The sequence below is a fragment of the Aquabacterium olei genome (genome assembly GCF_003100395.1).
Classification (GTDB): domain Bacteria; phylum Pseudomonadota; class Gammaproteobacteria; order Burkholderiales; family Burkholderiaceae_C; genus Aquabacterium; species Aquabacterium olei.
The window spans coordinates 575454-598490 of record NZ_CP029210.1; the positions used below are offsets into that span (position 1 = coordinate 575454).

Genomic DNA, 23037 nt, shown 5'->3' on the forward strand with positions numbered 1-23037 from the left:
GTGCCCGCCAACGGCCGACTTGCGGAGTCCCAGAAAAAAGGCGAGACCGGGGTCTCGCCTTCAGGTCCCGGGCCGGTCGGGCGCCCAGGGTTGTGTAATGGCGGCCAGCAAGGCGCCTGGGGCAACGGCGTCCGTCAGCCCCGCACCTCGCTGACCGCGTCCTGCAACTGTTGCAAGGCGGTCGGGTCTTCGATCGTGGTCAGGTCGCCGGTGGCCCGGCCTTCGCACACCGCCTGGATGGCGCGGCGCAGCAGCTTGCCCGAGCGGGTCTTGGGCAGCACGTTGACGAAATCGACGCGGGCCGGGCGGGCCACGGCGCCCAACTGGCGGTCCACGGTCTGCATGATCTCGGCCTCGAGCGCCTGGCGCAGTGCGGGCGAGGCGGTGCGCGACGGGTCACGCGCCACGACGAAGGCCCGTGCCACCTGGCCCTTGAGCTGGTCGGCCACGCCCACCACGGCCACCTCGGCCACGCCGGCATGGCTGCTCACGGCTTCCTCGATCTCACGGGTGCCCAGGCGGTGGCCGGCCACGTTGATCACGTCGTCGGTGCGGCCGAGGATGAAGTAGTAGCCGTCGGCGTCGCGCAGGCCCCAGTCGAAGGTGTTGTAGACCGGCTTGTGCGGGAAGGTGCTCCAGTAGGTCTTGACGTAGCGGTCGTCGTCCCCCCACACGGTCTGCAGGCAGCCGGGCGGCAGCGGGTAGCCGATGGTCAGCACGCCCTTGCGATTCGGCTCCGTCAGTTCGGCGCCGGTCTGGTCGTCCAGGAGCTTCACGTCGTAGCCGGGCATGGGGATGCCGGGCGAGCCCAGGCGGGTCTTGGCATCGGGGTCGATGCCGCGCGCCAGGCTCAGGATGGGCCAGCCCGTCTCGGTCTGCCAGTAGTTGTCGACGATGGGCTTGCCGATGGCCTCGCCGATCCAGGCGGCCGTGGGCTCGTCCAGCGGCTCGCCGGCCAGGAAGAGGTGGCGCAGGCTGCTCAGGTCATGTCGGCGCAGGCACTCCGGGTCCTGCTTTTTCAGCACGCGCACGGCGGTCGGCGCCGAGAACATGACGCTCACCTTGTACTTCTCGACCAGCGACCACCAGATGGCGGCATCCGGCCGGATCGGCAGGCCTTCGTAGACGATGGTGGCCATGCCGGCGATCAGGGGGCCGTAGACGATGTAGCTGTGGCCCACAACCCAGCCGATGTCGCTGGTGCAGAAGAAGACCTCGCCGGGCTTGCCGCAGTAGATCTGCGCCATCGAGGTGGCCAGCGCCACGGTGTAGCCGCCGGTGTCACGCTGCACGCCCTTGGGCTTGCCGGTGGTGCCGCTGGTGTAGAGCGTGTAGCTGGGGTGCTCGGATGGCACCCAGGTGCAGGGCACCTGCGCGTCGAGCACGGCCTCGCGGGCCTGGGCAAAGTCCACATCGCGCGGGGCGGTCATGCTGGCCTCGGCCAGACCGCGGTTGATCAGCAGCACGTGCGGCACGCTGTGGCTGCACTGGGCCAGGGCCTCGTCCAGCAGCGGCTTGTAGGGGATGACCTTGCCGCCACGCGAGCCGGCATCGGCGGTGACCACGACCGTGGGGCGCGCGTCGTCGATGCGGCTGGCGAGCGCGTGGCTGGCAAAGCCGCCGAACACCACCGAGTGGATGGCACCCAGGCGCACCGTGGCCAGCATGGCGATCACGGCCTCGGGGATCATGGGCATGTAGAGCAGCACGCGGTCACCTTTGGTGACGCCCAGGCCCTGCAGCACGGCGGCCATGCGCTGCACCTCGGTGTGCAGCTGGCCGAAGGTCAGCGTTTCTTCGCGACCGGTTTCGGTGGAGACGTGGATCAGCGCCGGTTGATCGGGCTGCGTGGCCGCATGGCGGTCGACCGCGTTGTGGCACAGGTTGGTTTCGCCGCCGACGAACCACTGTGCAAACGGCGGGTTGGCCGTGTCGCACACCAGATCGAACGGTGTGTGCCAGTCGATGCGGGCGGCCTGTTCGCGCCAGAAGGCGTCACGGTCGTCCACCGACCGCCGGTACAGGGCGGCGTAATCCATGCTGGGGTCTCCTTGGTACCGAAGTGTGTTCGGCTTGTTCTGGGGTGCGGGCCCTTGTGGTGGCCCGGGAGCCGATGGTAGCCAAGCGTTTTCCGCAATCGAGACGGGGAAACCCGGGACTGCGTGGTCCCCGCCGGTACACGTGGCCGGCAGTCCATCCGGACCGCATGGGCGTCAAGCCGGCGTCACGGCCGGCGGCCAGCATGCCGGGATCCCTCCACCTCTGAAGCCCACGATGTCCGATTCGAAGCACCCCCGTCGCCTGTTCCTGCAGTCCTCTGCCCTGACCCTCGGCTCGGCCGCGCTGGTTCGCCCCAGCTGGGCGGCCGGTGCACCCGCCCTCATCACCTCGGACGCCGTGCGCCCCGTGGCGGCGCAGGGCCTGCAGCTGGGTGACCCCACCCAGGGCGCCACGCTGCTGTGGAGCCGCGCCGACCGGGCCTCGCGCATGATCGTCGAGTGGTCGCTCGACGAGTTCTTCCGCAAGAGCCGCCGCATCATCGGCCCGTACGCGCTGGAAGAAACCGACTTCACGGCCCGCCAGGATCTGGTCGGCCTGCCCGCTGGCCGCGACGTGTTCGTGCGCGTGCAGTTCCAGGGCCTGGACAACAGCCGCGCGATGAGCGAGCCGGTGCTGGGCCGTTTCAGCGTGCCCTCGACCCGCCCGCGCGACCTGCGCTTCGTGTGGGGCGGCGACACGGCCGGCCAGGGCTGGGGCATCAACCCGGCCTTCGGCGGCATGAAGATCTACGAGGCCATGCGCCAGCGTCAGCCGCAGTTCTTCCTGCACAGCGGCGACACCATCTACGCCGACGGCCCGATCAAGGAGTCGGTGACGGCCGAGAACGGGCAGCTGTGGACCAACATCGTCACGCCCGAAGTGGCCAAGGTCGCCGAGACGCTGGACGAATTCCGCGGCCGCTACCGCTACAACCTGCTGGACGAGAACGTGCGCCGCTTCAACGCCGAAGTGCCGCAGATCTGGCAGTGGGACGACCACGAGGTCACCAACAACTGGTCGGACGCCAAGGACCTGTCGGCCGACGCCCGCTACACCGAGAAGAACGTGCCGCTGCTGACGGCCCGCGGCACGCGCGCCTTCCTGGATTACGCACCGATGCGGCCGTTCTCGGCGGTGGAGTCGCAGCGCGTGTACCGCAAGCTGTCGCACGGCCCGCAGCTCGACGTGTTCGTGATCGACATGCGCAGCTACCGGGGCCCCAACACCCACAACCGCCAGACCGAAGCTGGGCCGGACACCGCCATCCTGGGCCGCGAGCAGATCGAGTGGCTCAAGGCCGAGCTGAAGAAGTCCCGCGCAACGTGGAAGGTGATCGCCTCCGACATGCCGCTGGGCCTGCAGATCGGCGACGGCAAGGACGCCCAGGGCCGCGCGCGCTGGGAAGGCCCGGCCAACGGCGATGGCGCTGCGCTTGGCCGCGAGCTCGAGATCGCCGAGGTGCTGCGCTTCATCAAGCACGAGCGCGTGCGCAACACGGTGTGGCTGACGGCCGACGTGCACTACTGCGCCGCCCACCGCTACGAGCCGGCCAAGGCGCAGTTCCAGGATTTCGAGCCGTTCTGGGAATTCGTGGCCGGCCCGCTGAACGCCGGCACCTTCGGCCCCAACGCGCTGGACAACACCTTTGGTCCGCAGGTGGTGTTCCAGAAGGCGCCGCCGGTCGGTCAGGCCAACCTGTCGCCGTTTGCCGGCCTGCAGTTCTTCGGCGAGGTCAACATCGACCGCCACTCGCATGCGCTGACGGTCGACTTCCGTGACATCGACGGCGTGTCGATCTTCAGCAAGACGCTGCAGCCGGTGCGCGGGCCGTTCGGCCAGGGCTTTTTCGACCGCGACGACGATCGCTCGGAGGGCTGATGCCCGGCGGCGCGGGCCGTGTCAGATGAACACGGCGGCGCGCCGCAGCACGAAGAACCCGACCACGCCCAGTGCGAGCACCACGCCCCACTGGGCGCACGTCATGGCGCGCTGGCGCCACACCGGCTGGCCGGTGAGCCGGAACAGGCCCATGCAGGCCAGAAAGCCGAGCACCAGAAAGAGGGCCGCCGTGCGGATCAGGACCATGGCGCGCCCCTCGGCCTTACCAGGCCGGGGCCAGCTCGGCCAGACCGCGCGGGGCCTTGGCCTCGTCTTCGAAGCTGACGATTTCCCACGCGTCCTTCTCTGCCAGCAGCGCACGCAGCAGCTGGTTGTTCATCGCGTGGCCCGACTTGTAGGCCGTGTAGGCCGCCAGCAGCGGGTAGCCCACCACATACAGGTCGCCGATCGCGTCGAGGATCTTGTGCTTCACGAACTCGTCGTCGTAGCGCAGGCCGTCGGCGTTCAGCACGCGGTAGTCGTCCACCACGATGGCGTTGTCCATGCTGGCACCCAGTCCCAGGCCGCGCGAGCGCATCATCTCCACGTCTTTCGTGAAGCCGAAAGTGCGGGCACGGGCGATGTCGCGCTTGTACTGGCCAGCGCCGAAGTCGAACTCGACGCGCTGGCCGGTCTGGTCGACAGCGGGGTGGTCGAAGTCGATCTCGAAGGCAAGCTTGTAGCCGTGGTACGGCTCGAGGCGGGCCCACTTCAGCGTACGGCCTTCGCCGTCGCGCACCTCGACCGGGCGGGTCACGCGCAGGAATTTCTTGGGTGCCTTCTGCAGCTCGATGCCGGCGCTCTGCAGCAGGTAGACGAAGGCAGCCGACGAGCCATCGAGGATGGGCACCTCTTCGGCAGTGATGTCCACATACAGGTTGTCGAGGCCCAGGCCGGCGCAGGCCGACATCAGGTGCTCGATGGTGTTGACCTTGGGCGCACCCGGGTCACCGCCGGGCGAGATGGTGGTGGCCATGCGGCAGTCGCACACCGATTCCGGACGCACGGGGATGTCGACCGGCTGGGCCAGGTCCACCCGGCGGAACACGATGCCGGTGTTGGGCGCCGCGGGCCGCAGCGTCAGCTCGACGCGCTGCCCGCTGTGCAGGCCGACGCCCACGGCACGGGTCAGGGACTTGAGGGTGCGTTGTTGCAGCATGGGCGCAATTATCGCGGCAGTGCAGCATCCGGGGCGTAAATCTGGGTGATGGCCTCCATTGATGCACGCTATCCCGCGACCGAGCTGTCGCCTGCGCAACGAAAAAGCGGGCCGAAGCCCGCTTTCAACGTGAGGCAGAAAGCCTTACTTGGCGATGCGGCGACGGGCGATGCCACCCACCACAGCCAGACCCGCGAAGGTCAGCGCCCAGGTTTCGGGTTCGGGAACGGGGGCGGCGTAATCGACGGTCTGCGCAAACACCGAGGCACTGAAGCCGATGTCGCGCCCAGTGGCGCCGGTGGAAACAGTCAGCTTCTTGCCTGTCGCGGTCTCTTCGAACGAGAAGCCGAAGTCGTCGTCACCGTACCAGAAGCCGTTGCCCTGGGTGGACGCGGAGATGTTCCCGAGGTCGACATGCGTGGAACCGGTTACGGTGCCGTAGCCAGTGTAGGTAAGGAAAGTGCCGTTGCCGGCGCCCATGCCCAGCACGCTGGCGTCCCAGGTGACCGTCACCCTGGACCGGGCCGCCATGGAGAACACGCTGTTGAAGGATGCAGTCGCATAACCGGAGCCCCCCGCGGCACTGGTGGTCACGGATGCAGACACGTTCGTGGCAGATGCGGATGCGGATGCGGTGGCCGAGTCACTCGCAACATTGATCGACACCGAGGGGGAGGGGGTGGAGAGGTCGGATGCCCAATCCGAAACGGCGTTCGTTGACAACCATCCAACCAGCGGGTGCGGCACCAGATCATAGGCGCTGACCACCGCTTGTGCGAACGGAGAGTACGCCGTCACCGTTCCGGCGGTCGTGACCGCGATGTTCGAGATGGTGGACATGACGGACGACGTCGCGTGTGCCGCGCCGGCGGTCGCGAGTGCGAGCGTGCCGGCCAGGGCCAGTCGAGGGAATCGAGACATTAAGAAATCCTGAGCAGCTTGTAGATGAGAGCCTCCGCGCGGGACTGCGCGCGCCGCCATCTTCACGTGTGGATTCCTCGGTGTCATTCCCTTACACGCGTTCCCCGACCCCGCGACCCCGGGGGTCACAGCATGTGCGTCCGGTCGCCGTGCTCGAAGCCGATCGCGTCGAACCAGGGTCCCTTCACGAAGCCGATCACCTTGAAGAGCTCGCCCATTTCGTGCTCGGCCACCAGCATCTGCAGGGCGGCGCGGGCCTTCAGCTGGTCGGCGGTGCAGGCCTCGCCGGTGCTGGCCAGTGCCTCGCCCAGCCCGCAGTTGGTCAGAAAGCGCCCCTGGCTGGTGTAACCCAGTACCTCCCACCCGGCCTCCTGGCCGGCCAGCGCGATGCCGGTGAAGTTCACGTGGGCGGTGATGTCCTTGTGGCCCACGCTGCTCAGCGGATCAGGGTCCGACTGGTGCAGGTGGTGGCACATGAGCGTGCCGCCGTGGCGCTGGGGCAGGTAGTACTCGGACTCGGGGAAGCCGTAGTCGATGAAGAAGGCCGCGCCGCGCGCCATGCGCTGGGCCAGCGTGGCCACGAAGGCTTCGGCCTGGCCGTGGGTTTCCGTCACGGTGCCGGGCGGGTAGGTGCTGTCCGGGTGATCGGTGGGCGGGCGTGCGCCCTCCGGGGCGGGGCGGTCGGCCCAGGCAAAGCGCGGCACGTCGTCATCCGCTGTGGCGGCGTCGGCCAGCGCCACGCCGCGCTCCAGCCAGTGTTCGCCATTCCAGGTCAGCAGGTGCACCGGCATGGCGTCCAGCACCTCGTTGCCCACGATCACGCCCGTCAGTTCGTCGGGCAGGCTGTCGGCCCAGACCACCTTGTGGACCAGCGCGGGATGGGCCTTCAGCAGGCGCTGATGCTGGCGGTCGCGCAACGTGCCCGACAGGTCGACGATGGTGTAGCGGGTGATCCGATCACCCAGCTCGCCCAGCAGCTGCTCGGCCAGCGCGCCCGTGCCGGCGCCGAACTCCCACACCTCGGTGGTGCCGGTGGCCTCCAGCGCCTGGGCCACCTGGCGGGCCAGAAGCTGGCCGAACAACGGCGTCAATTCGGGGGCGGTCACGAAGTCGCTGCCGTCCTGCGGCATGCTGCCCAGCACCCGTCGGCCGCCCGTGTAATAGCCCAGCCCGGGCGCATACAACGCAAGTTCCATGAAGCGCTCGAAGCGCATCCACCCGCCCCGTGCGCGGATCTCGTGGGCGATCAGGCGGGCCAGCGGCTCGCTGGAGACGGGGGCGGCCACTACACTCTGGCCGGATGGGTTCGGGCGGTTCATCGCTGCATTGTAGAAAGTCCATGTCTTCCACACTTCCCTCTGTTGCTGCGTCGGCCGTGCTCGTCACGGGGGCCGGCAAGCGCCTCGGGCGCCTGATTGCGCTGACGCTGGCCCGCCAGGGCTGGGATGTGGCCGTGCACTGCCGCGCCTCGCGCACCGAAGCCGAGCAGACCGCCGCCGACGTCCGCGCACTGGGCCGCCAGGCCGTGGTGCTGGCGGCAGACCTGGCTGACGAAGCCGCCTGCCGGGGCCTGCTGCCCGCCGCGGTGCAGGCCTTCGGCCGGCTGGATGCCGTGGTCAACAGCGCCTCCACCTTCGAGTACGACGACGCGGCCACCTTCACCTACGCCGCGCTGGAAAAGCACCTGCGCGCCAACACCGCACCGGCCATCGTGCTGGCGCAGGCGCTGGCGGCGCACCTGGCCGAGCGCGGCGTGAACGAGGGTGGGGCGGGGGCGGTCGTCAACCTGCTCGACCAGAAGCTGTGGAACCCGAACCCCGATTTCCTGAGCTACACGCTGTCGAAGGCTGCGCTCGAATCCGCCACCACGCTGCTGGCGCTGGCGCTGGCGCCCCGCGTGCGGGTGGTGGGCGTGGCGCCGGGCCTCACGCTGACCAGCGAGTGGCTGCAGGGCGAGGCCTTCCAGCAGGCGCATGCGCTGTCGCCGCTGGGGCGCTCGTCCACCCCGGAAGACGTGGCCGCGACCGTGGCCTTCGCGCTGACCAACCGCTCGATCACGGGCACCACGCTGCTGGTCGATGGCGGCCAGCACCTCCAGCGCTTCGAGCGCGACTTTTCCATGATGTGAGCGCGAGCCATGTCCCTGACCAAAGGCAACCAGATCCTGACCCTCACCGGCCTGCGCTTCGACGCCAGCCTCGGTGTGCTTGACCACGAAATCGACGCGCCGCAGCCCATCCAGGTTGACGCCGAGCTCAACATGGGCAGCCAGCCCCTGCTGCCGCGCGACGACGAACTGCTCAATGTGCTGGACTACCGCAAGGTGCGCGCCATCATCATCGAAGAGTGCCAGTCCGAGCACACCAACCTGCTCGAGACCCTGATCGGCAAGCTGTGCAAGCGCCTGATGGACCTGCCCGGCGTGCTCGGCGTGCGCGTGAAGATTGCCAAGCTGGAGATCTTTGACGACTGCGAGGTGGCCATCCGCATGGAAACCGGGCAGTGGTGAGCACGCGGTTTGCCGGGATCGGCGAAAATACCCGGTTATGACCGATGCCACCGCCCCCATGTCCACCCACCTGAGTTTCCACACGCCCGACGAAGAAGACCGCATGGTGGACGACGCCCTGCTGTTTGCCCGTGCCGCCCTGGCGGTCGAGGCCAAGGCCGGTGTGCCCGTGGCCCAGGCGGTGCAGCAAAGCGCCCAGGAGGCCGAAGAGGCCGCCCGCGCCCGCAAGCACGCGCACGAGATGAACAAGCTGCGCAAGCGCCTGCACCGCGAGGTGGGCCAGGCCATCGCCGACTTCAACATGATCGAAGACGGCGACAAGGTCATGGTGTGCATGTCCGGCGGCAAGGACAGCTACGGCATGCTCGACATCCTGATTAACCTGCAGCGGCGGGCGCCCATCCGGTTCGAGATCGTCGCGGTCAACCTGGATCAGAAGCAGCCCGGCTTTCCGGAGCACGTGCTGCCCGAGTACCTGACCAAGGTCGGCGTGCCCTTCCGCATCGAAGAACAGGACACCTACAGCGTGGTCAAGCGCGTGGTGCCCGAGGGCAAGACCACGTGCAGCCTGTGCTCGCGCCTGCGCCGCGGCATCCTCTACCGCGTGGCCAAGGAACTGGGCTGCACCAAGATCGCGCTGGGCCACCACCGCGACGACATCCTGCAGACCATGTTCATGAACATGTTCTTCGGCTCGCGCCTGAAGGGCATGCCGCCCAAGCTGGTGACGGACAACGGCGAGCACGTCGTGATCCGCCCGATGGCCTACTGCCGCGAGCAGGACCTGGCGAAGTACGCCGAGCACCGCGAGTTCCCCATCATCCCGTGCAACCTGTGCGGTAGCCAGGACGGCCTGCAACGCCAGCAGATGCGCGAAATGATCAACGAGTGGGACCGCAAGTTCCCTGGCCGCGTGGACAACATGTTCACCGCGCTGTCCAACGTCGTGCCCTCGCACCTGATGGACCGCAAGCTCTACCCGTTCGAGACCATCAAGGCGACGGGCAGGCCCGAAGCCGGTGGGGACATTGCTTTCGACGAAGATGAAGGTTGTGGCGACACGCCCGAGGTGGGGCTGCCCGCCGAGGCCAGCGTGTCGATCAAGTCCATCCCGATCCGCAGCAAGGAAGTCTGACCATGACCACCGCCCGCACGACCCGGTTTTCTGCCCTCCGCTGGTTGACCGGGGGGCTGTTGTGCGTGGCGATGCTGGCGCTGCAGGGGTGTGCGGCGCTCAATGAGGTGCGCACCGAGGTGCAGACCTTTGGCGACTGGCCGGCCACCCGCAGCCCGGGCCCCTACGTGTTCGACCGGCTGCCTTCACAGGCCAATGCCGCGGACCAGATCGGCCAGCTCGAGGCTGCGGCCGCGCCGGCACTTGCTTCGCACGGCTTCACGCTGGCCAGCGGTCCCGATCAGGCGGTCTACACCGTGCAGCTCACGGCCTCGACCCGCGTCACCCCGCGCTACGACCCCTTCTGGGGCGGCGCCCCCTACTGGTATCACCCCTGGGGCCGGCCCGGCGTGGGCGGCTGGTGGGGCACCGGTGGCGGCGGGCTGGCGCTGAGCTACCGCATGGAGCAGCCCTACGTCGAGATGCTGGTGGGCGTGGTCGTGCGCGACCGCCGCACCCACGCGGTGCTGCACGAGGCGCGGGCCAGCCTGGGCCGCCTGGGCTCGGCCGACCCGGCGCTGTACGGGCCGCTGTTCGATGCCGCCCTGAAAGATTTCCCGTTGACACTGGGGCCGCGCACCGTGATCGTGCCGCTGCAGCCGACACCCTGACCCCAATCCACATCGTCGTTCATGTCACTTTCCATCGTCATCATGGCCGCGGGCAAAGGCACCCGCATGAAATCCACGCGCCCGAAGGTGCTGCACACGCTGGCCGGCCGGCCCATGCTGTCGCATGTGATCGGCACCACCGCCACGCTGGGGGCCGCCCGTCAGATCGTGATCACGGGCCACGGCGCCGAGCAGGTCGAGTCGGCCATGCAGGCCGCCTTTGCCAGCGCGCCGCTGCACTTCGTGCGCCAGGAGCCGCAGCTCGGCACCGGCCACGCCGTGCAGCAGGCGGTGCCGGTGTTGCCCGACGATGGCGTGACGCTCATTCTCAACGGCGACACCCCGCTGATCGAGGCCGCCACCGCGGCGGCCCTCGTGCAGGCGTGCGCAGGCGAACACCTGGCCCTGCTCACCATCCGGCTGGATGACCCGACCGGCTATGGCCGCATCGTGCGTGACGGCTGGGGCGAGAAGGTGCTGGCCATCGTCGAGCACAAGGACGCGACCGACGAGCAGCGCACCATCAACGAGGTCTACACAGGCATGATGGCCGCGCCCACCCGGCTGCTGAAGGGCTGGCTGAGCCGCCTGACCAACGACAACGCCCAGGGCGAGTACTACCTGACCGACGTGGTGGCCATGGCCCGCGCCGATGGCGTGCCCGTGGTGGCCGCACAGCCGCGCGATGAAGTCGAGGTGCTGGGCGTCAACAGCCCGGCGCAACTGGCGGACCTGGAGCGCCGCTACCAGCGCGTGCAGGCCGAGCGCCTGATGACCGACGGCGTGCGCCTGGCCGACCCGGCGCGCTTCGACCTGCGCGGCACGCTGCGCTGCGGCCAGGACGTCGAGATCGACGTGAACTGCGTGTTCGAAGGCCATGTGGTGCTGGGTGACGGCGTGCGCATCGGTCCGAACTGCGTGGTCCGCAACGCCGAGATCCGCGCCGGTGCGGTCCTCCACGCCTTCACCCACATCGACGGCGACACCCAGGGCGCGACGGTGGGCGAGGGCGCCCTGATCGGCCCGTTTGCCCGACTGCGCCCGGGTGCCGAGCTCGGCCCGGAAGTGCACATTGGCAACTTCGTCGAGGTGAAGAACAGCACGCTGGCCCGCGGTGCCAAGGCCAACCACCTGGCCTACCTGGGCGATGCCACCGTGGGTGAGCGCGTGAACTACGGCGCCGGCTCCATCACGGCCAACTACGACGGCGCCAACAAGCACCGCACCGTGATCGGCAACGACGTGCACGTGGGTTCGAACTGCGTGCTGATCGCCCCGATCACCCTGGGCGACGGCGCCACCATCGGCGGCGGCAGCACGATTGCCAAGGACGCGCCCGCGGGGCAACTGACCGTGGCACGCGCCAAGCAGGTGTCGCTTTCTGGATGGGTTCGCCCCCAGAAAACGAAGCGCTGATTCAGGCGATGTTCCGGCGCGGTTTCAACCGCTAACATGCCGCGTGCCCGCATGAAGTAACCCAGGATGTCCTCGCCCTTGACCCATTACCAGCGTTTGAAGGTGGCGCCCGATGCGCCGCCCGAGGTGATCCGGGCTGCGTACCGTGTGCTGGCCGCGCGCCTGCACCCCGATCGCCACGGTGGGGCAAAGGGCCCGGGGGACGAGGTGCACGCGCAGATGGTGGCGTTGAACGCCGCCTACGAGATCCTGATCGATCCGCGTGCGCGGGCCAGTTACGACGCCAGCCTGCAGCCAGCGGCCACCGAGCCCGATCAGGACGACGAGGACGATGCCCGCCAAGGCCCGGCAACCCGTGTGGACATGGACTGGCTGGCGCCTCGCGTGGAAGAAGTGCCGCACTGGTGGCCGCCTTCGCCGCGGCTGGCCGTGGGTGGCGGCGTGACCTTGCTGTTGCTGGGCACGCTGCTGGGCGCCTGGGTGTGGCAGGTGAAGACGCAGAGCCAGATGGACCGGGCGCTGTCGGACCACTACCTGGCGCAACCCGCGCAACCCGCGCAGGGCTATGGGGACGTGGCGCCGGTGCGCGCCGCATCGACCGCGGCTGCCGCCACCTCGGAGGCGGAGCCGCCGCCCGCTGTCGCACCCCTGCAGACCGCGGGCGCGACACCGGCGGCCCCCGAGGTGCTGGCCGGGCGTCGCCCGCCGACCGTGGAAGAACTCTCGCGCATGAGCGACGAAGAGCTGCTGAAGGTGCTGCCGTTGCTGGATCGCCCGGCCGGGGCGCCGCGTACGCCGGCCGCTGTCCGTGCCGAGGCCCAGCACATGCTTGATGGCAAGCCCTTGCGCCTGCGCACCGAGGCCCACCTGGTGGACCCGCTGGCGCCCGAACTGGCCGCGTCGGCACCCTGAGGCAGCCCGGCTGCGAGCGCGGGTTCAGCGCACCCTGTCAGGCACGGGCCACGCCGTGCCGAACTTGGCCCGCTTGGTGGCAAAGAACGCCCGCACCGTGCGCACGCGGTGGTCGGCGGTGAACAGGCGCTGCGCCAGCGCCTGGTAGCCCGGCATGTCGGCCACCTGCACCACCAGCACGAAATCCGGCCCGGGCGACACCCGCCACACCTGCTGCACCGCGGCCTCCTGCACGGCGCGGGCCTCGAAGGCGTCGAGTGCCTCGGCCGTCTGCAGGTCGAGTGTGATCTCCACCAACGCAGTCAACCCCCAGCCCAGCGCCTCGGCCATCCGGGTGGGCGACAGGATGGCCACCTCGCGCTCGATCACGCCTTCGTCGCGCAGGCGGCGCACACGGCGGTGGCAGGTCGCGGGCGACAGCCCCGCCAGATCGGCCAGCGCCTGGTTGGACAGGCTGGCGTCTTCCTGCAACAGCCGCAGCAGGCGGAGGTCGGTGTCGTCGAGTTCGATGGCGCTCATGATGAGAGATTATTTCATCAAGATCGAGTATTTGGAGTACTTTGTTTTGTGAGAATCTTTGGTGGATTTCCTTTCCGAAAATGGCATCAAAACGAAAGAAAACACCACGTTACCCGCGCTAGCATCGTCTCCAGGCGCAACAACGCGCAGGAGCATCCAAACATGTGTGGCATCGTCGGCGCCGTCGGGGCGCGCAACATCGTTCCGGTTCTGGTCGAGGGCCTCAAGCGCCTGGAATACCGAGGCTATGACTCGTGCGGCGTGGCCGTGCTGCAGGATGGCGCGCTGCGCCGCTCGCGCAGCACCGAGCGCGTGGCCGAGCTGGCCGCCCAGACGCGCGACGAAGGCATCGACAGCCCGCTGGGCATCGCCCACACCCGCTGGGCCACCCACGGCGCGCCGGCCGTTCACAACGCCCACCCGCACTTCTCGCACGGCCCGGGCGCCGATGCGGCCGACACCAAGCCGGGCCGCGTGGCCCTGGTGCACAACGGCATCATCGAGAACCACGAAGCGCTGCGCGCCGAACTGCAGGCCCGCGGCTACGTGTTCCTGAGCCAGACCGACACCGAGGTCATCGCCCACCTGGTCGACCACCTTTACGACGGCGACCTGTTTGCCGCGGTGAAGGCCGCCACGCTGCGCCTGACCGGCGCCTACGCCATTGCCGTGTTCCACCGCGACGAACCGCAGCGCGTGGTCGGTGCCCGCCAGGGCTCGCCTCTCATCATGGGCGTGGGCGGCGCGGACGACACCGAGCGCTTCCTGGCGTCGGACGCCATGGCGCTGGCCGGCGTGACCGACCAGATCGTGTACCTGGAAGAGGGCGACGTGGTCGACCTGCAGCCCGGCCGCCACTGGATCGAGCACCGCGCGCCCGGCAGCGCCGAGCACCAGCGCGTGGACGCCGCCGAGCGCCCCGTGCGCACCGTGACGGCACACAGCGGCGCGGTCGAGCTGGGCCCGTATCGCCACTACATGCAGAAGGAAATCTTCGAGCAGCCGCGCGCCATTGCCGACACGCTCGAAGGCGTCGAGGCGATCACGCCCACGCTGTTCGGTGAGCAGGCCGAGGCCGTGTTCAGCCAGATCGACCGCGTGCTGATCCTGGCGTGCGGCACGAGCTACTACTCGGGCTCGACCGCGAAGTACTGGCTGGAGTCGATTGCGAAGATCCCGACCAATGTGGAGATTGCCAGCGAGTACCGCTACCGCGACAGCGTGCCCGATGCACGCACGCTGATCGTGACCATCAGCCAGTCGGGCGAGACGGCCGACACGCTGGCCGCGCTGAAACACGCGCGCAGCCTGGGCATGGAGCACACGCTGACCATCTGCAACGTGGCCACCAGTGCCATGGTGCGCGAATGCAAGCTGGCCTACGTGACGCGGGCGGGCGCCGAGATCGGCGTGGCCTCGACCAAGGCCTTCACGACGCAGCTGGCCGGCCTGTTTTTGCTGACGCTGACGCTGGCCAAGCTGCGCGGGCAACTGAGCCCCGAAGCCGAAGCCGAGCACCTGAAGGACATGCGCCACCTGCCCGCCGCGCTGCAGGCCGTGCTGGCGCTGGAGCCGCAGGTGATGGCCTGGGCCGAAGCCTTTGCGCGCAAGGACAACGCGCTGTTCCTGGGCCGCGGGCTGCACTACCCGATCGCGCTGGAAGGCGCGCTCAAGCTCAAGGAAATCAGCTACATCCACGCCGAGGCCTACCCGGCCGGCGAACTGAAGCATGGACCGCTGGCACTGGTGACCGCCGAGATGCCCGTGGTGACCGTGGCCCCGAACGACGCGCTGCTGGAAAAGCTCAAGAGCAACATGCAGGAAGTGCGCGCGCGGGGCGGCGAGCTGTACGTGTGCGCCGACGGCGACACGCACATCCAAGCCGAGCCGGGCATCCACGTGATCCGCATGCCGGAGCACTATGGCGCGCTGTCACCGATCTTGCACGTGGTGCCGCTGCAGTTACTGGCGTATCACACGGCGTGTGCGCGGGGGACGGATGTGGACAAGCCGCGGAATCTGGCGAAGAGTGTGACGGTGGAGTGATGTATGGTCGCCTTTACAGTGATGAATGCGGCGATCCCGCTAGATTGCCGGACTGGTGGCTCTTAAATCGAGTCATTTGCCCACGGTGTACAGAGTCGGAGTCCTTTGTTGGATTCCTGATCTGCAGCATTCGTGTGATGAAGCTTTTAGGGGGAGGCGGCTGATAGAGTAGCGCTTTTGGGGCTTCCGTTAATCGGATCAGGTAAGAGATTTCATGTGGTGTCACTTTAAGGTGTCTAATGGCTAAGCCGCAAGCAATGAAAACGATGGACAAGGAATCTGCCATTTTGGATAGGTTTCTTAAGGCGCAGGATCGGCTGGTTTATCAAACTGCCGACCTTTCGCTTTCTTCTCTTGCTGGCATGCTAAAGCCAGACTCCAAGGGTAAAGCTGCAATAGATTTGGCGCCTGATTTTCAGCGTCGGCAACGTTGGGATGCTGTGAAGCAGTCGGCGTTGATCGAGTCGTTCCTGATGAATGTGCCCGTGCCTCCCATTTATTTGGCGGAGAATTCATACGGTCAGTACTCGGTAGTGGACGGAAAGCAGCGCTTGACAGCAATTCACGCTTTTATGGCTGAAAAGCTGAAACTCAAGGGTTTGGAGACTTTCGGTGAGTTGGAGGGGTACGATTTTGAGAGTCTGCCAGAGGATCTCCGGAATGCGCTTAATATAAGGCCGTATGTTCGCGTTGTGACTTTGCTGAAGCAGTCCGACCCTAATCTAAAGTTTGAGGTTTTCACCCGCCTCAATCGCGGCGGAGAACCGATGTTGCCCCAAGAGCTGCGAAAGGTGGCTTATCGGGGGGAGTTCAGTGACCTGATTTACAAACTTTCCGATCAGCCGTTCCTGAGGTCGCAACTTAAGATTGAAAACGATAAGTCGCCTGCTTATGTGCAAATGGCGGATGCTGAATATGTTCTCCGGTTTTTTGCGTTAAGTGAGTCTTGGAAACACTTCTCCGGCTCGCTCCGAGATGAGCTCGATGCTTGTATGGTTCGCAATATGAACGCGTCCGAGAGCGTCTTGGAGGCTTTAAAGGAAAAATTTCTTAGGGCGCTCGGGGCTTGTCAGGAAATTTGGGGTGATCATGCATTTCAGAGGTTCACTGGGGCTGGTTGGAGAGATCAATTCTTGGCTGGTGTTTATGACGCTGAAATGCTCGCCGTGAACGAATTGACTGAAGTCGAGTTAATTGCGGCGAAGAGCAAGAGAGCAGAAGTTCTCAAAACAACCTCCGATCTTTTCTTGGATGTCACCTTTGAGCGCATAGTAAGGCAAGGCACAAACACCCCTTCGTTCGTGCGAGATCGGGTGTCGCGAATTCTCGCTGCTCTGAGGGAATCGTGAAGAGTGCATTTGACGATTTTTGGGCAGCGCTCACCAGTTTGCGGGAAGAGGCTGACCAGATGCCAAACCTGACATCAGCGCAGCTTGGAAATAATCGAAGTGCAGCGCATCTGAGGTTGAATGGGCTTTCCGTGGTTGCATTTTCCGTCTTGGAGGACTTTGTTCGGCGGAGAGCTTACGAGGTTCTGCACTGGTTGGGGAGTCAAAATGTTCCTTTCTCTGCTTTGCCGGGTGCGTTGCAGTCAGCTATTCTGATTGGGACTTTGAAAGGGCTTAACTTTTCTTTGGAGAGGGCTGAGAAGGCCGACCGAGGTTTTATTGTTCAACTTGAAGGGATGCTTCTTGGGCAAACGGGGGAGAACGGGAGGTTTGTCCCTTCAGAGTATTTTTTTGGTCGCTCTTCATCAAATATTTCTGATGGGGCCGTCAAGGCTTTGCTTGAGGCTGTTGGTTTTGGTGAAGTCGAGAAAGCGGTTGACCACGTTGGGCAAGTTTTTCGGGTGGCGATCTCAGGTAATATATTTTCGATTTTTGGGGCCTTGGCTAAAAAGAGGCATTCGGCTGCGCACGCATTTCCTCAAAACTACCTTGTTGCCGATTTTTCTGAAGATGTCAGGAGGCGAATTCCGGTGTTTGCTGCATGCTTCGATGCTTGCTTGAGTCAGTATGCGTATCACCATGCCTCGGATGTTGCGTCGGGTAGATCGAGCTCTTTTAATCAAGTGGATTTCTTGAGTTCCAAAGCGAAGCTTCGAGTGATCGAGTGGAATGGGGTTGATAAGGTATGGGATGAGTATCTTGATGGCCGCCGTGTCAAGCGATACAGAGGGGTTTCGGCTCTCGAGCGGAGAATGGATTCTTTTCGTTCTGGCGAGATTGGCCGTGGAAACTCAGTACTTAGGATGAATGAGAAGGGTATAATAGTCGACTGGATTAGCCCTGTCTCTTGATATATAATTGAGAGTTTCCTCGTGGTGCGGTCGAATGAGTGGGGTATCGATTTGATCGCTATTCTGAATTGTTGCGGCCATATCCTCTTTCGCCAGCGATCCGATATGGACAACCAACCCCACAACCCCCTCCACGGCGCCACCCTCCAACACATCGTGGAATGCCTGGCCGACCACTACGGCTGGGCCGAGCTGGGGCACCTCATTCCCATCCGCTGCTTCACGCATGACCCGAGCGTGGCGTCCAGCCTGAAGTTCCTGCGCCGCACGCCGTGGGCGCGCGCCAAGGTCGAGGCGCTCTACGTCGAGACGTGGTGGCGCTCGCGCGGCGGCCAGGCCTGACGCGCCTGCCTTTCTCCTGATCTGCAGTACAGGTTCTCCGATGTCCTTCACCCCCACCGTTTCCGACCACTGGATCACCCACCCGCAAGGCCGCCTGTTCGCGCGCCAATGGACGCCGCCCGCCGATGCTGAAACCGGCGTGCCGCTGGTGCTGCTGCACGATTCGCTGGGTTGCATCGAGCTGTGGCGCGGGTTTCCCGAGCTGCTGTGCCGCACCACCGGCCGTCGCGTGGTCGCGTACGACCGCTTGGGCTTCGGCCGTTCGGACGCGCGCCCGGCCCGGCCCAGCCACGACTTCGTGGCCGAAGAGGCCCGCCTGTACCTGCCCCATGTGCGCGAGCAGCTGGGCGTGGGCCGCTTTGCGGTGCTCGGCCACAGCGTGGGCGGCGGCATGGCCATCAACGTGGCAGCCACCACGCCCGAGTGCGAGGCGCTGATCAGCATCGCCGCGCAGACCTTTGTGGAAGACAAGACGCTGGACGGCGTGCGCGCCGCCAAGGTGCAGTTCTCGGACCCGGCCCAGGTCGACCGCATCTCGCGCTACCACGGCCCGAAGGCGGACTGGGTGCTCGATGCCTGGATCGGCACCTGGCTGGATCCGGACTTTGCCGGCTGGACGCTGAACGGCGTGCTGGCGCAGATTACATGCCCGGCGCTGGCCATTCACGGCGAGGACGACGAGTTCGGCAGCCCGGCGCACGCGCTGCGTGTGGCCGAGCACAGCCGCGGCCCGGTGCAGACCGACATCCTGCCGGCCACCGGCCATGTGCCGCACCGCGAGCAGCCCGACGCGATGGCCCAGCGCATCGCCCGCTTCCTGGCAGGCTGACGCGGGGCAGGGCCTTCCCCCCGGAGGGCCATGGCCCTCGGCTAGCATCGCTTGCATGAACCCCAGCGCCGCACGCGCCTCTGTCGTGTCCGACTCTTCCTCTGTGGCCTGGCCCTTGGGCTGTCTGCTGGCGTCGCTGCTGTCGCAGTACGTGGGCGCGGCGTCGGCCAAGGGGCTGTTTCCGCTGGTGGGCGCGGAGGGGGTGACGGCGCTGCGCGTGTCCATCGCGGCGGTGATCCTGATGGCGGTGTGGCGGCCGTGGCGCACGTGGCCGGGCCGCCGCGCGCTGCCCGATCTGATCGCCTATGGCGCCATGCTGGGCCTGATGAACCTGTGCATCTACCAGGCGATGGCGCGCATTCCCATCGGCGTGGCCATTGCCATCGAGGTGACGGGGCCGCTGGCCGTGGCGCTGTTCGGCTCGCGCCGGCCGCGGGATGTGCTGTGGGTGGTGCTGGCGGTGGCGGGGTTGCTGCCTTTGCTGCCGGTGCGCGGGGCCACGGGGCTCGATCCGGTGGGCATGGTGTGGGCCGCTGCCGCAGCGGCCTGCTGGGCGCTGTACATCGTGTTTGGCAAGCGGGCCTCGGCCCTGCCCGGTGGGCAGGCGGCGGCGTGGGGCATGCTGGTCGCCACCACCTTCACCTTGCCGCTGGGCGTGGCCCAGGCGGGATCGGCCTTGCTGGCGCCCGGTGTGCTGCTGACCGGGCTGGCCGTGGCGGTGCTGTCGAGCGCCGCGCCGTATTCACTGGAGATGGTGGCCTTGCGGCGCCTGCCGCGCCATGTGTTCGGCCTGCTGGTGAGCGCCTCGCCCGCGGTGGCGGCGCTGGTGGGCTTCTTCATGCTGGGTGAGCGCCTGAGCGCGCTGCAGTGGGCGGCCATTGCCTGTGTGGTGGGCGCCTCGGCCGGCAGTGCGCTGGGGGCGCCTGCACCGGCGGCCACCGCCACCCGGGCCGACAACCGATGACGCACGCGGCCTCCGATCTGCATCGCAGCGCGCCCGCCGGCGTGCGGGCGCTGTTCTTCTCCGCAGGCGCGCTGTTCGCGACCTGGGGTGTGCACATCCCGACGGTGAAGGCGCATTACGGCGTGGGCGAGCAGGCGCTGGGCATGGCCATGCTGGCCACCGGGCTGGGCGCGTGCGTGGGCCTCACGCAGGCGGGCCGGGTGATCGCCCGCTTCGGCCCGCGGCGGGTGTTGTTCGTGGGCGGGGCGGCCGGGGCGGTGGCGATTGCCGCCTTGCTGCTGGGGCAGGACTTTGCCTGGGTGCTGGCGCTGTTGTTTGCGTTCGGGCTGGTCTCGAGTTCGTTCGATGTGGCGATGAACGTGGTCGCCAACGACATCGAGCAACAGGCGGGCCGCCCTTTGATGAGCGGCTTTCATGGCCTGTTCAGCGCAGGCGGGCTGGTGGGCGCGGGCCTGGGGGCCGTGGCCTTGCGGGCCGGCATGGCGGCCGAGCACCACCTGTGGGCCTCGGCGCTGGCGTGCTGGGCGCTGGCGGCATGGGGCGCGCACCGCATGGCGCGCGGTGTGGCGCCCGCGGGCGGCGATGCGCGGTTCCAGTGGGGCCACGGGCCGCTGGTGCTGCTGGGCGTGCTGTCGGCCCTCGGCCTGTTGTGCGAGGGGGCCATGTACGACTGGAGCGTGCTGTATGTGCGCGACGGACTGAAGGTGGACCAGGGCAGTGCGGCCTGGGCCTATGCGAGTTTTTCCGGGGCCATGGCGGCGGGGCGTTTTGGCGGTGACTGGGTGCGGGCGCGCCTGCCGGCGCCACGCCTGTTGCGGGCCAGCGCGCTGCTGGCCGCCTTCGGGATGACGGCGGCCTTGCTGGCCACGAACCTGTGGCTGGCGCTGGCCGGGTTCGCGCTGGTGGGGCTGGGCCTGGCCAATGTGGTGCCGCTGCTGTTCGTGGCAGCGGCGCAGGTGCCGGGTGTGGCGCCGGCGGCCGGCATCGCCTTCGTGTCGGCCATGGGTTATTTCGGGATGATGGGCGGGCCGGCGCTGATCGGCTTCGTGGCGCAGACGGCCACCCTGAGCGTGGCACTGGCTCAGGTTGTGGGCTTCGCGCTGGTGCTGGCGGTGGCGTCGCGCCGGGCACTCGCAGCGCAGTCGGCTTCGCGTTAGCCCCGGCTGGCAGGCGCGGCGATCGCCCGCAGAATGCGCTGCTGCAAAAGATGGAACCCCTCATGAAGCACAGTGACGAAGTGGTGCTGATCACCGGCTGCGGATCCGGTATCGGCCAGGCCCTGGCGCGGGCCTTTCACCAGCAGGGCCAGCGTGTGTGCGCCACCGCGCGCCGCGCCGAAACGCTGGCAGACCTGGCCCGCGAAGGCCTGATGACGCGCACGCTGGACGTGACCGACGCGGTCGCCGTGGCGGCGCTGCTGGCCGATCTGGCGCAACAGGGCCTGGGTGTGGGCACGCTGGTGAACAACGCGGGCTACGGCGCCATGGGCCCGATGCTGGATGTGCCGGCCGAAGAATGGCAGCGCCAGTTCGATGTGAACGTGTTTGCGCCGCTGGCGCTGACGCGCGCCGTGGCCCCGGCCATGGTGGCGCGCGGGCGCGGGCTGGTGGTCAACATCAGCAGCGTGTCGGGCGTGCTGACCACGCCGTTTGCGGGCCCGTATTGCGCGAGCAAGGCGGCGTTCAATGCGGCCTCCACCGCGTTGCGCATGGAGTTGCAGCCGCTGGGCGTGCGGGTGGTGACCGTGCAGCCGGGCGGCATCCGCTCGGGCTTTGGCGACACGGCGGCCCACCGCGTGCACCTCGCGCCCGATTCGCCCTACCAGGCTGTGAAGGCCGGCGTGATGGGCCGCGCCAACGAAAGCCAGGCCGACGCCATGCCGGCCGAGACCTTCTCCCGCCTGCTCGTCGAGCGGTTGGCGCAGGCCGATTGCCCGCCGGTGGTGCGCCTGGGCCCCAAGAGCAGCCTCTTGCCCTTCCTGGCACGCTGGCTGCCCGTTCGCCTTCTGGACAGGATGCTGTCCCGGCGGTTTCAACTTGATCGGCTTCAGGCCAAGGAGCAGGTATGAGCATCGCACCTTCCACTGTGTCGTCGCGGCCGGCCGCCTTCATCACCGGAGCGGCCGCGGGCATCGGGCGAGCCACGGCCCTGCGTCTGGCGCGGGCCGGCTGGTTCGTGGGGCTGAGCGATGTCGATGAAGCCGCCGTGCAGGCCCTGGCGCGCGAGATCGGCGAGACGCAGGCGCATGCCGTTGCGCTCAACGTGGTGGATGCGGCTGCGTGGGCTGGGGTGCTGGCCGACTTCTGGCGCGCCGCGGGTGGGCGGCTGGATGTGCTGTTCAACAACGCGGGGATCTCGGCCACGGCGCCGTTCGAGGGCACCGCCATCGGTCGCCACCACGCCGTGATCGACGTGAACCTGAAGGGCGTGCTCAATGGCTGCCATGCGGCGCACGGCTACCTGCAGCGCACGCCGGGCAGCCGGGTGATCAACATGTGTTCGGCGTCGGCGCTGTATGGGCAGCCGATGCTGGCGTCCTACTCGGCCACGAAGGCAGCGGTGCGCAGCCTGACCGAGGCGCTGGACATCGAATGGCAGGCGCAGGGCATCCGCGTGGTCGACCTGCTGCCGCTGTTCGTGGACACCGCCATGGTGCGCAACGACGTGGCACAGATGAAGACGGTGTCGAGGCTGGGCGTGCGGCTGTCGGCCGACGACGTGGCGCAGGCCGTGCTGAAGCTGGCCACGGGGCGTGCCGCCGGCCTGCCGGTGCACACGCACGTGGGGCTGCAGACCAAGGTGTTCGCGCTGCTGTCCAAGCTGTCGCCGGGGTTCATGAACCGGCGGGTGACGGCGCTGCTGGCGGGCTATTGAAAGCGCATGAAATCATGCTCGCTCATCGAGTGAGCTTCGGGCGTCGATGTGCGCCGTGTCCGACACGCCGATGCCCAGCCGGCTGACCAGCTCGCCGCCCAGCCACGCGGTGAGCAGCGCCAAGGCAACGCCGGCCAGCGACAGGGCCGTGCCGGTCAGAGCGACGTGGTCGGCCTGCTGATGACGCGTCCACCAGCTGCCTGCAAACAGGACCATCACCACCAGGTTGCCCAACCCGTGCAGACGCCCGACGAGGCGCGCGCGCGAGCCCTTGGGAATGGCCAGCCAGTCGATGAAGCCGAAGGGCGCGGCCACCAGTCCGCCGAGCAGGCCCCCGGCCATGGTCCAGTAGGCCACGTCGGCCATCACGGGCAGATCCAGCGCCCAGTACAGCAGGTCGAAGGCCACGGCGCCGCCCAGCAAGCCGAGCGGAAAGGCGACCAGCATCTGGTGCACGGGGTGCCCCAGGAACTTGGCTCTGGCTTCCATGGTGACGCCCTTTCGCGTTGGCAAGGATGTCGGGAAGCGCGGCAAGCCGTGTTCC

23 protein-coding genes are annotated in these 23037 nt (G+C 67.3%); 16 read left to right on the forward strand and 7 right to left on the reverse strand.

What is annotated here, in order from left to right; translation table 11 throughout:
• Positions 1-134: 134 nt before the first annotated feature.
• Positions 135-2039, reverse strand: coding sequence for a propionate--CoA ligase (locus DEH84_RS02525; protein ID WP_109034483.1), 1905 nt, complete (start codon positions 2037-2039; stop codon positions 135-137).
• 235 nt (positions 2040-2274) lie between these two features.
• Between DEH84_RS02525 and DEH84_RS02530 the strand changes: the two genes are divergently transcribed.
• Complete coding sequence (locus DEH84_RS02530) at positions 2275-3918, forward strand: alkaline phosphatase D family protein (protein ID WP_109034485.1); 1644 nt, start codon at positions 2275-2277, stop codon at positions 3916-3918.
• 21 nt (positions 3919-3939) lie between these two features.
• Here the strand turns inward: DEH84_RS02530 and DEH84_RS02535 are convergent, their stop codons facing one another.
• The 4 genes from DEH84_RS02535 to DEH84_RS02550 all read right to left on the reverse strand — a co-directional run bounded on the left by DEH84_RS02535 (position 3940) and on the right by DEH84_RS02550 (position 7317).
• Positions 3940-4125 (reverse strand): hypothetical protein, encoded by a 186-nt coding sequence (locus DEH84_RS02535; RefSeq protein WP_109034487.1) that lies wholly within the window; start codon positions 4123-4125, stop codon positions 3940-3942.
• Positions 4126-4141: 16 nt separating this feature from the next.
• A complete protein-coding gene (gene lpxC, locus DEH84_RS02540) occupies positions 4142-5077 on the reverse strand; it encodes a UDP-3-O-acyl-N-acetylglucosamine deacetylase (protein WP_109034490.1) in 936 nt (311 codons plus the stop codon).
• A 144-nt stretch (positions 5078-5221) separates the two neighbouring features.
• Positions 5222-5998 (reverse strand): PEP-CTERM sorting domain-containing protein, encoded by a 777-nt coding sequence (locus DEH84_RS02545; protein ID WP_159098818.1) that lies wholly within the window; start codon positions 5996-5998, stop codon positions 5222-5224.
• Between the two features lie 125 nt (positions 5999-6123).
• Positions 6124-7317: a class I SAM-dependent methyltransferase gene (locus DEH84_RS02550; protein WP_109034495.1), complete on the reverse strand. Its 1194-nt coding sequence runs from the start codon at positions 7315-7317 to the stop codon at positions 6124-6126.
• Between the two features lie 20 nt (positions 7318-7337).
• On the opposite strand from DEH84_RS02550, the gene DEH84_RS02555 reads away from it, so the two are divergent.
• The 6 genes from DEH84_RS02555 to DEH84_RS02580 all read left to right on the forward strand — a co-directional run bounded on the left by DEH84_RS02555 (position 7338) and on the right by DEH84_RS02580 (position 12620).
• Positions 7338-8126 (forward strand): SDR family oxidoreductase, encoded by a 789-nt coding sequence (locus DEH84_RS02555; protein ID WP_109034497.1) that lies wholly within the window; start codon positions 7338-7340, stop codon positions 8124-8126.
• Between the two features lie 9 nt (positions 8127-8135).
• On the forward strand, positions 8136-8507 hold the full coding sequence (locus DEH84_RS02560; protein WP_109034500.1) for a dihydroneopterin aldolase: 372 nt from the start codon (positions 8136-8138) through the stop codon (positions 8505-8507).
• 241 nt (positions 8508-8748) lie between these two features.
• The gene (gene ttcA, locus DEH84_RS02565) at positions 8749-9642 is read left to right on the forward strand and encodes a tRNA 2-thiocytidine(32) synthetase TtcA (RefSeq protein WP_245932734.1); all 894 of its coding nucleotides are present in this window, start codon (positions 8749-8751) and stop codon (positions 9640-9642) included.
• Between the two features lie 2 nt (positions 9643-9644).
• Positions 9645-10292, forward strand: coding sequence for a DUF4136 domain-containing protein (locus DEH84_RS02570; protein WP_109034502.1), 648 nt, complete (start codon positions 9645-9647; stop codon positions 10290-10292).
• A gap of 21 nt (positions 10293-10313) precedes the next feature.
• On the forward strand, positions 10314-11708 hold the full coding sequence (gene glmU / locus DEH84_RS02575) for a bifunctional UDP-N-acetylglucosamine diphosphorylase/glucosamine-1-phosphate N-acetyltransferase GlmU (protein WP_109034504.1): 1395 nt from the start codon (positions 10314-10316) through the stop codon (positions 11706-11708).
• Between the two features lie 66 nt (positions 11709-11774).
• On the forward strand, positions 11775-12620 hold the full coding sequence (locus DEH84_RS02580; protein WP_109034506.1) for a J domain-containing protein: 846 nt from the start codon (positions 11775-11777) through the stop codon (positions 12618-12620).
• Between the two features lie 24 nt (positions 12621-12644).
• Here DEH84_RS02580 and DEH84_RS02585 read toward each other — a convergent pair whose 3' ends face one another.
• Positions 12645-13139 (reverse strand): Lrp/AsnC family transcriptional regulator, encoded by a 495-nt coding sequence (locus DEH84_RS02585; protein WP_109034508.1) that lies wholly within the window; start codon positions 13137-13139, stop codon positions 12645-12647.
• Positions 13140-13301: 162 nt separating this feature from the next.
• Here DEH84_RS02585 and glmS point away from each other — a divergent pair, with 162 nt between their 5' ends.
• From glmS to DEH84_RS02625, 9 genes are all read left to right on the forward strand, one after another.
• The gene (glmS, locus tag DEH84_RS02590) at positions 13302-15185 is read left to right on the forward strand and encodes a glutamine--fructose-6-phosphate transaminase (isomerizing) (RefSeq protein ID WP_109034510.1); all 1884 of its coding nucleotides are present in this window, start codon (positions 13302-13304) and stop codon (positions 15183-15185) included.
• Positions 15186-15451: 266 nt separating this feature from the next.
• A complete protein-coding gene (locus DEH84_RS02595) occupies positions 15452-16534 on the forward strand; it encodes a DUF262 domain-containing protein (protein ID WP_218929751.1) in 1083 nt (360 codons plus the stop codon).
• On the forward strand, positions 16531-17484 hold the full coding sequence (locus DEH84_RS19045; RefSeq protein ID WP_159098819.1) for a hypothetical protein: 954 nt from the start codon (positions 16531-16533) through the stop codon (positions 17482-17484). Before DEH84_RS02595 ends, DEH84_RS19045 begins: the two co-directional genes overlap by 4 nt.
• 105 nt (positions 17485-17589) lie before the next feature.
• Complete coding sequence (locus DEH84_RS02600) at positions 17590-17826, forward strand: VF530 family protein (protein ID WP_109034512.1); 237 nt, start codon at positions 17590-17592, stop codon at positions 17824-17826.
• A gap of 40 nt (positions 17827-17866) precedes the next feature.
• A complete protein-coding gene (locus tag DEH84_RS02605) occupies positions 17867-18655 on the forward strand; it encodes an alpha/beta fold hydrolase (RefSeq protein ID WP_109034514.1) in 789 nt (262 codons plus the stop codon).
• Positions 18656-18710: 55 nt separating this feature from the next.
• The gene (locus DEH84_RS02610) at positions 18711-19619 is read left to right on the forward strand and encodes an EamA family transporter (protein ID WP_109034516.1); all 909 of its coding nucleotides are present in this window, start codon (positions 18711-18713) and stop codon (positions 19617-19619) included.
• Positions 19616-20776: an MFS transporter gene (locus DEH84_RS02615; protein ID WP_109034518.1), complete on the forward strand. Its 1161-nt coding sequence runs from the start codon at positions 19616-19618 to the stop codon at positions 20774-20776. Before DEH84_RS02610 ends, DEH84_RS02615 begins: the two co-directional genes overlap by 4 nt.
• 62 nt (positions 20777-20838) lie before the next feature.
• Positions 20839-21687 carry an SDR family oxidoreductase gene (locus DEH84_RS02620; protein WP_109034520.1) on the forward strand — a complete coding sequence of 283 codons (849 nt, stop codon included), beginning with the start codon at positions 20839-20841 and terminating at the stop codon, positions 21685-21687.
• On the forward strand, positions 21684-22493 hold the full coding sequence (locus DEH84_RS02625) for an SDR family oxidoreductase (RefSeq protein ID WP_109034521.1): 810 nt from the start codon (positions 21684-21686) through the stop codon (positions 22491-22493). The genes DEH84_RS02620 and DEH84_RS02625 overlap by 4 nt, the downstream gene beginning before the upstream one ends.
• 12 nt (positions 22494-22505) lie before the next feature.
• Here the strand turns inward: DEH84_RS02625 and DEH84_RS02630 are convergent, their stop codons facing one another.
• Positions 22506-22982, reverse strand: a complete 477-nt coding sequence (locus DEH84_RS02630) for a DUF2231 domain-containing protein (protein WP_109034524.1) — start codon at positions 22980-22982, stop codon at positions 22506-22508.
• Positions 22983-23037: the final 55 nt, after the last annotated feature.

Excerpts from the sequence above, each read along its gene's own strand:
- DEH84_RS02525 (WP_109034483.1), bottom strand. The coding sequence starts at position 2,039 with ATGGATTACGCCGCCCTGTACCGGCGGTCGGTGGACGACCGTGACGCC.
- DEH84_RS02530 (WP_109034485.1), top strand. The coding sequence starts at position 2,275 with ATGTCCGATTCGAAGCACCCCCGTCGCCTGTTCCTGCAGTCCTCTGCC.
- DEH84_RS02535 (WP_109034487.1), bottom strand. The coding sequence starts at position 4,125 with ATGGTCCTGATCCGCACGGCGGCCCTCTTTCTGGTGCTCGGCTTTCTG.
- lpxC (WP_109034490.1), bottom strand. The coding sequence starts at position 5,077 with ATGCTGCAACAACGCACCCTCAAGTCCCTGACCCGTGCCGTGGGCGTC.
- DEH84_RS02545 (WP_159098818.1), bottom strand. The coding sequence starts at position 5,998 with ATGTCTCGATTCCCTCGACTGGCCCTGGCCGGCACGCTCGCACTCGCG.
- DEH84_RS02550 (WP_109034495.1), bottom strand. The coding sequence starts at position 7,317 with ATGAACCGCCCGAACCCATCCGGCCAGAGTGTAGTGGCCGCCCCCGTC.
- DEH84_RS02555 (WP_109034497.1), top strand. The coding sequence starts at position 7,338 with ATGTCTTCCACACTTCCCTCTGTTGCTGCGTCGGCCGTGCTCGTCACG.
- DEH84_RS02560 (WP_109034500.1), top strand. The coding sequence starts at position 8,136 with ATGTCCCTGACCAAAGGCAACCAGATCCTGACCCTCACCGGCCTGCGC.
- ttcA (WP_245932734.1), top strand. The coding sequence starts at position 8,749 with ATGAACAAGCTGCGCAAGCGCCTGCACCGCGAGGTGGGCCAGGCCATC.
- DEH84_RS02570 (WP_109034502.1), top strand. The coding sequence starts at position 9,645 with ATGACCACCGCCCGCACGACCCGGTTTTCTGCCCTCCGCTGGTTGACC.
- glmU (WP_109034504.1), top strand. The coding sequence starts at position 10,314 with ATGTCACTTTCCATCGTCATCATGGCCGCGGGCAAAGGCACCCGCATG.
- DEH84_RS02580 (WP_109034506.1), top strand. The coding sequence starts at position 11,775 with ATGTCCTCGCCCTTGACCCATTACCAGCGTTTGAAGGTGGCGCCCGAT.
- DEH84_RS02585 (WP_109034508.1), bottom strand. The coding sequence starts at position 13,139 with ATGAGCGCCATCGAACTCGACGACACCGACCTCCGCCTGCTGCGGCTG.
- glmS (WP_109034510.1), top strand. The coding sequence starts at position 13,302 with ATGTGTGGCATCGTCGGCGCCGTCGGGGCGCGCAACATCGTTCCGGTT.
- DEH84_RS02595 (WP_218929751.1), top strand. The coding sequence starts at position 15,452 with ATGGACAAGGAATCTGCCATTTTGGATAGGTTTCTTAAGGCGCAGGAT.
- DEH84_RS02600 (WP_109034512.1), top strand. The coding sequence starts at position 17,590 with ATGGACAACCAACCCCACAACCCCCTCCACGGCGCCACCCTCCAACAC.
- DEH84_RS02605 (WP_109034514.1), top strand. The coding sequence starts at position 17,867 with ATGTCCTTCACCCCCACCGTTTCCGACCACTGGATCACCCACCCGCAA.
- DEH84_RS02610 (WP_109034516.1), top strand. The coding sequence starts at position 18,711 with ATGAACCCCAGCGCCGCACGCGCCTCTGTCGTGTCCGACTCTTCCTCT.
- DEH84_RS02615 (WP_109034518.1), top strand. The coding sequence starts at position 19,616 with ATGACGCACGCGGCCTCCGATCTGCATCGCAGCGCGCCCGCCGGCGTG.
- DEH84_RS02620 (WP_109034520.1), top strand. The coding sequence starts at position 20,839 with ATGAAGCACAGTGACGAAGTGGTGCTGATCACCGGCTGCGGATCCGGT.
- DEH84_RS02625 (WP_109034521.1), top strand. The coding sequence starts at position 21,684 with ATGAGCATCGCACCTTCCACTGTGTCGTCGCGGCCGGCCGCCTTCATC.
- DEH84_RS02630 (WP_109034524.1), bottom strand. The coding sequence starts at position 22,982 with ATGGAAGCCAGAGCCAAGTTCCTGGGGCACCCCGTGCACCAGATGCTG.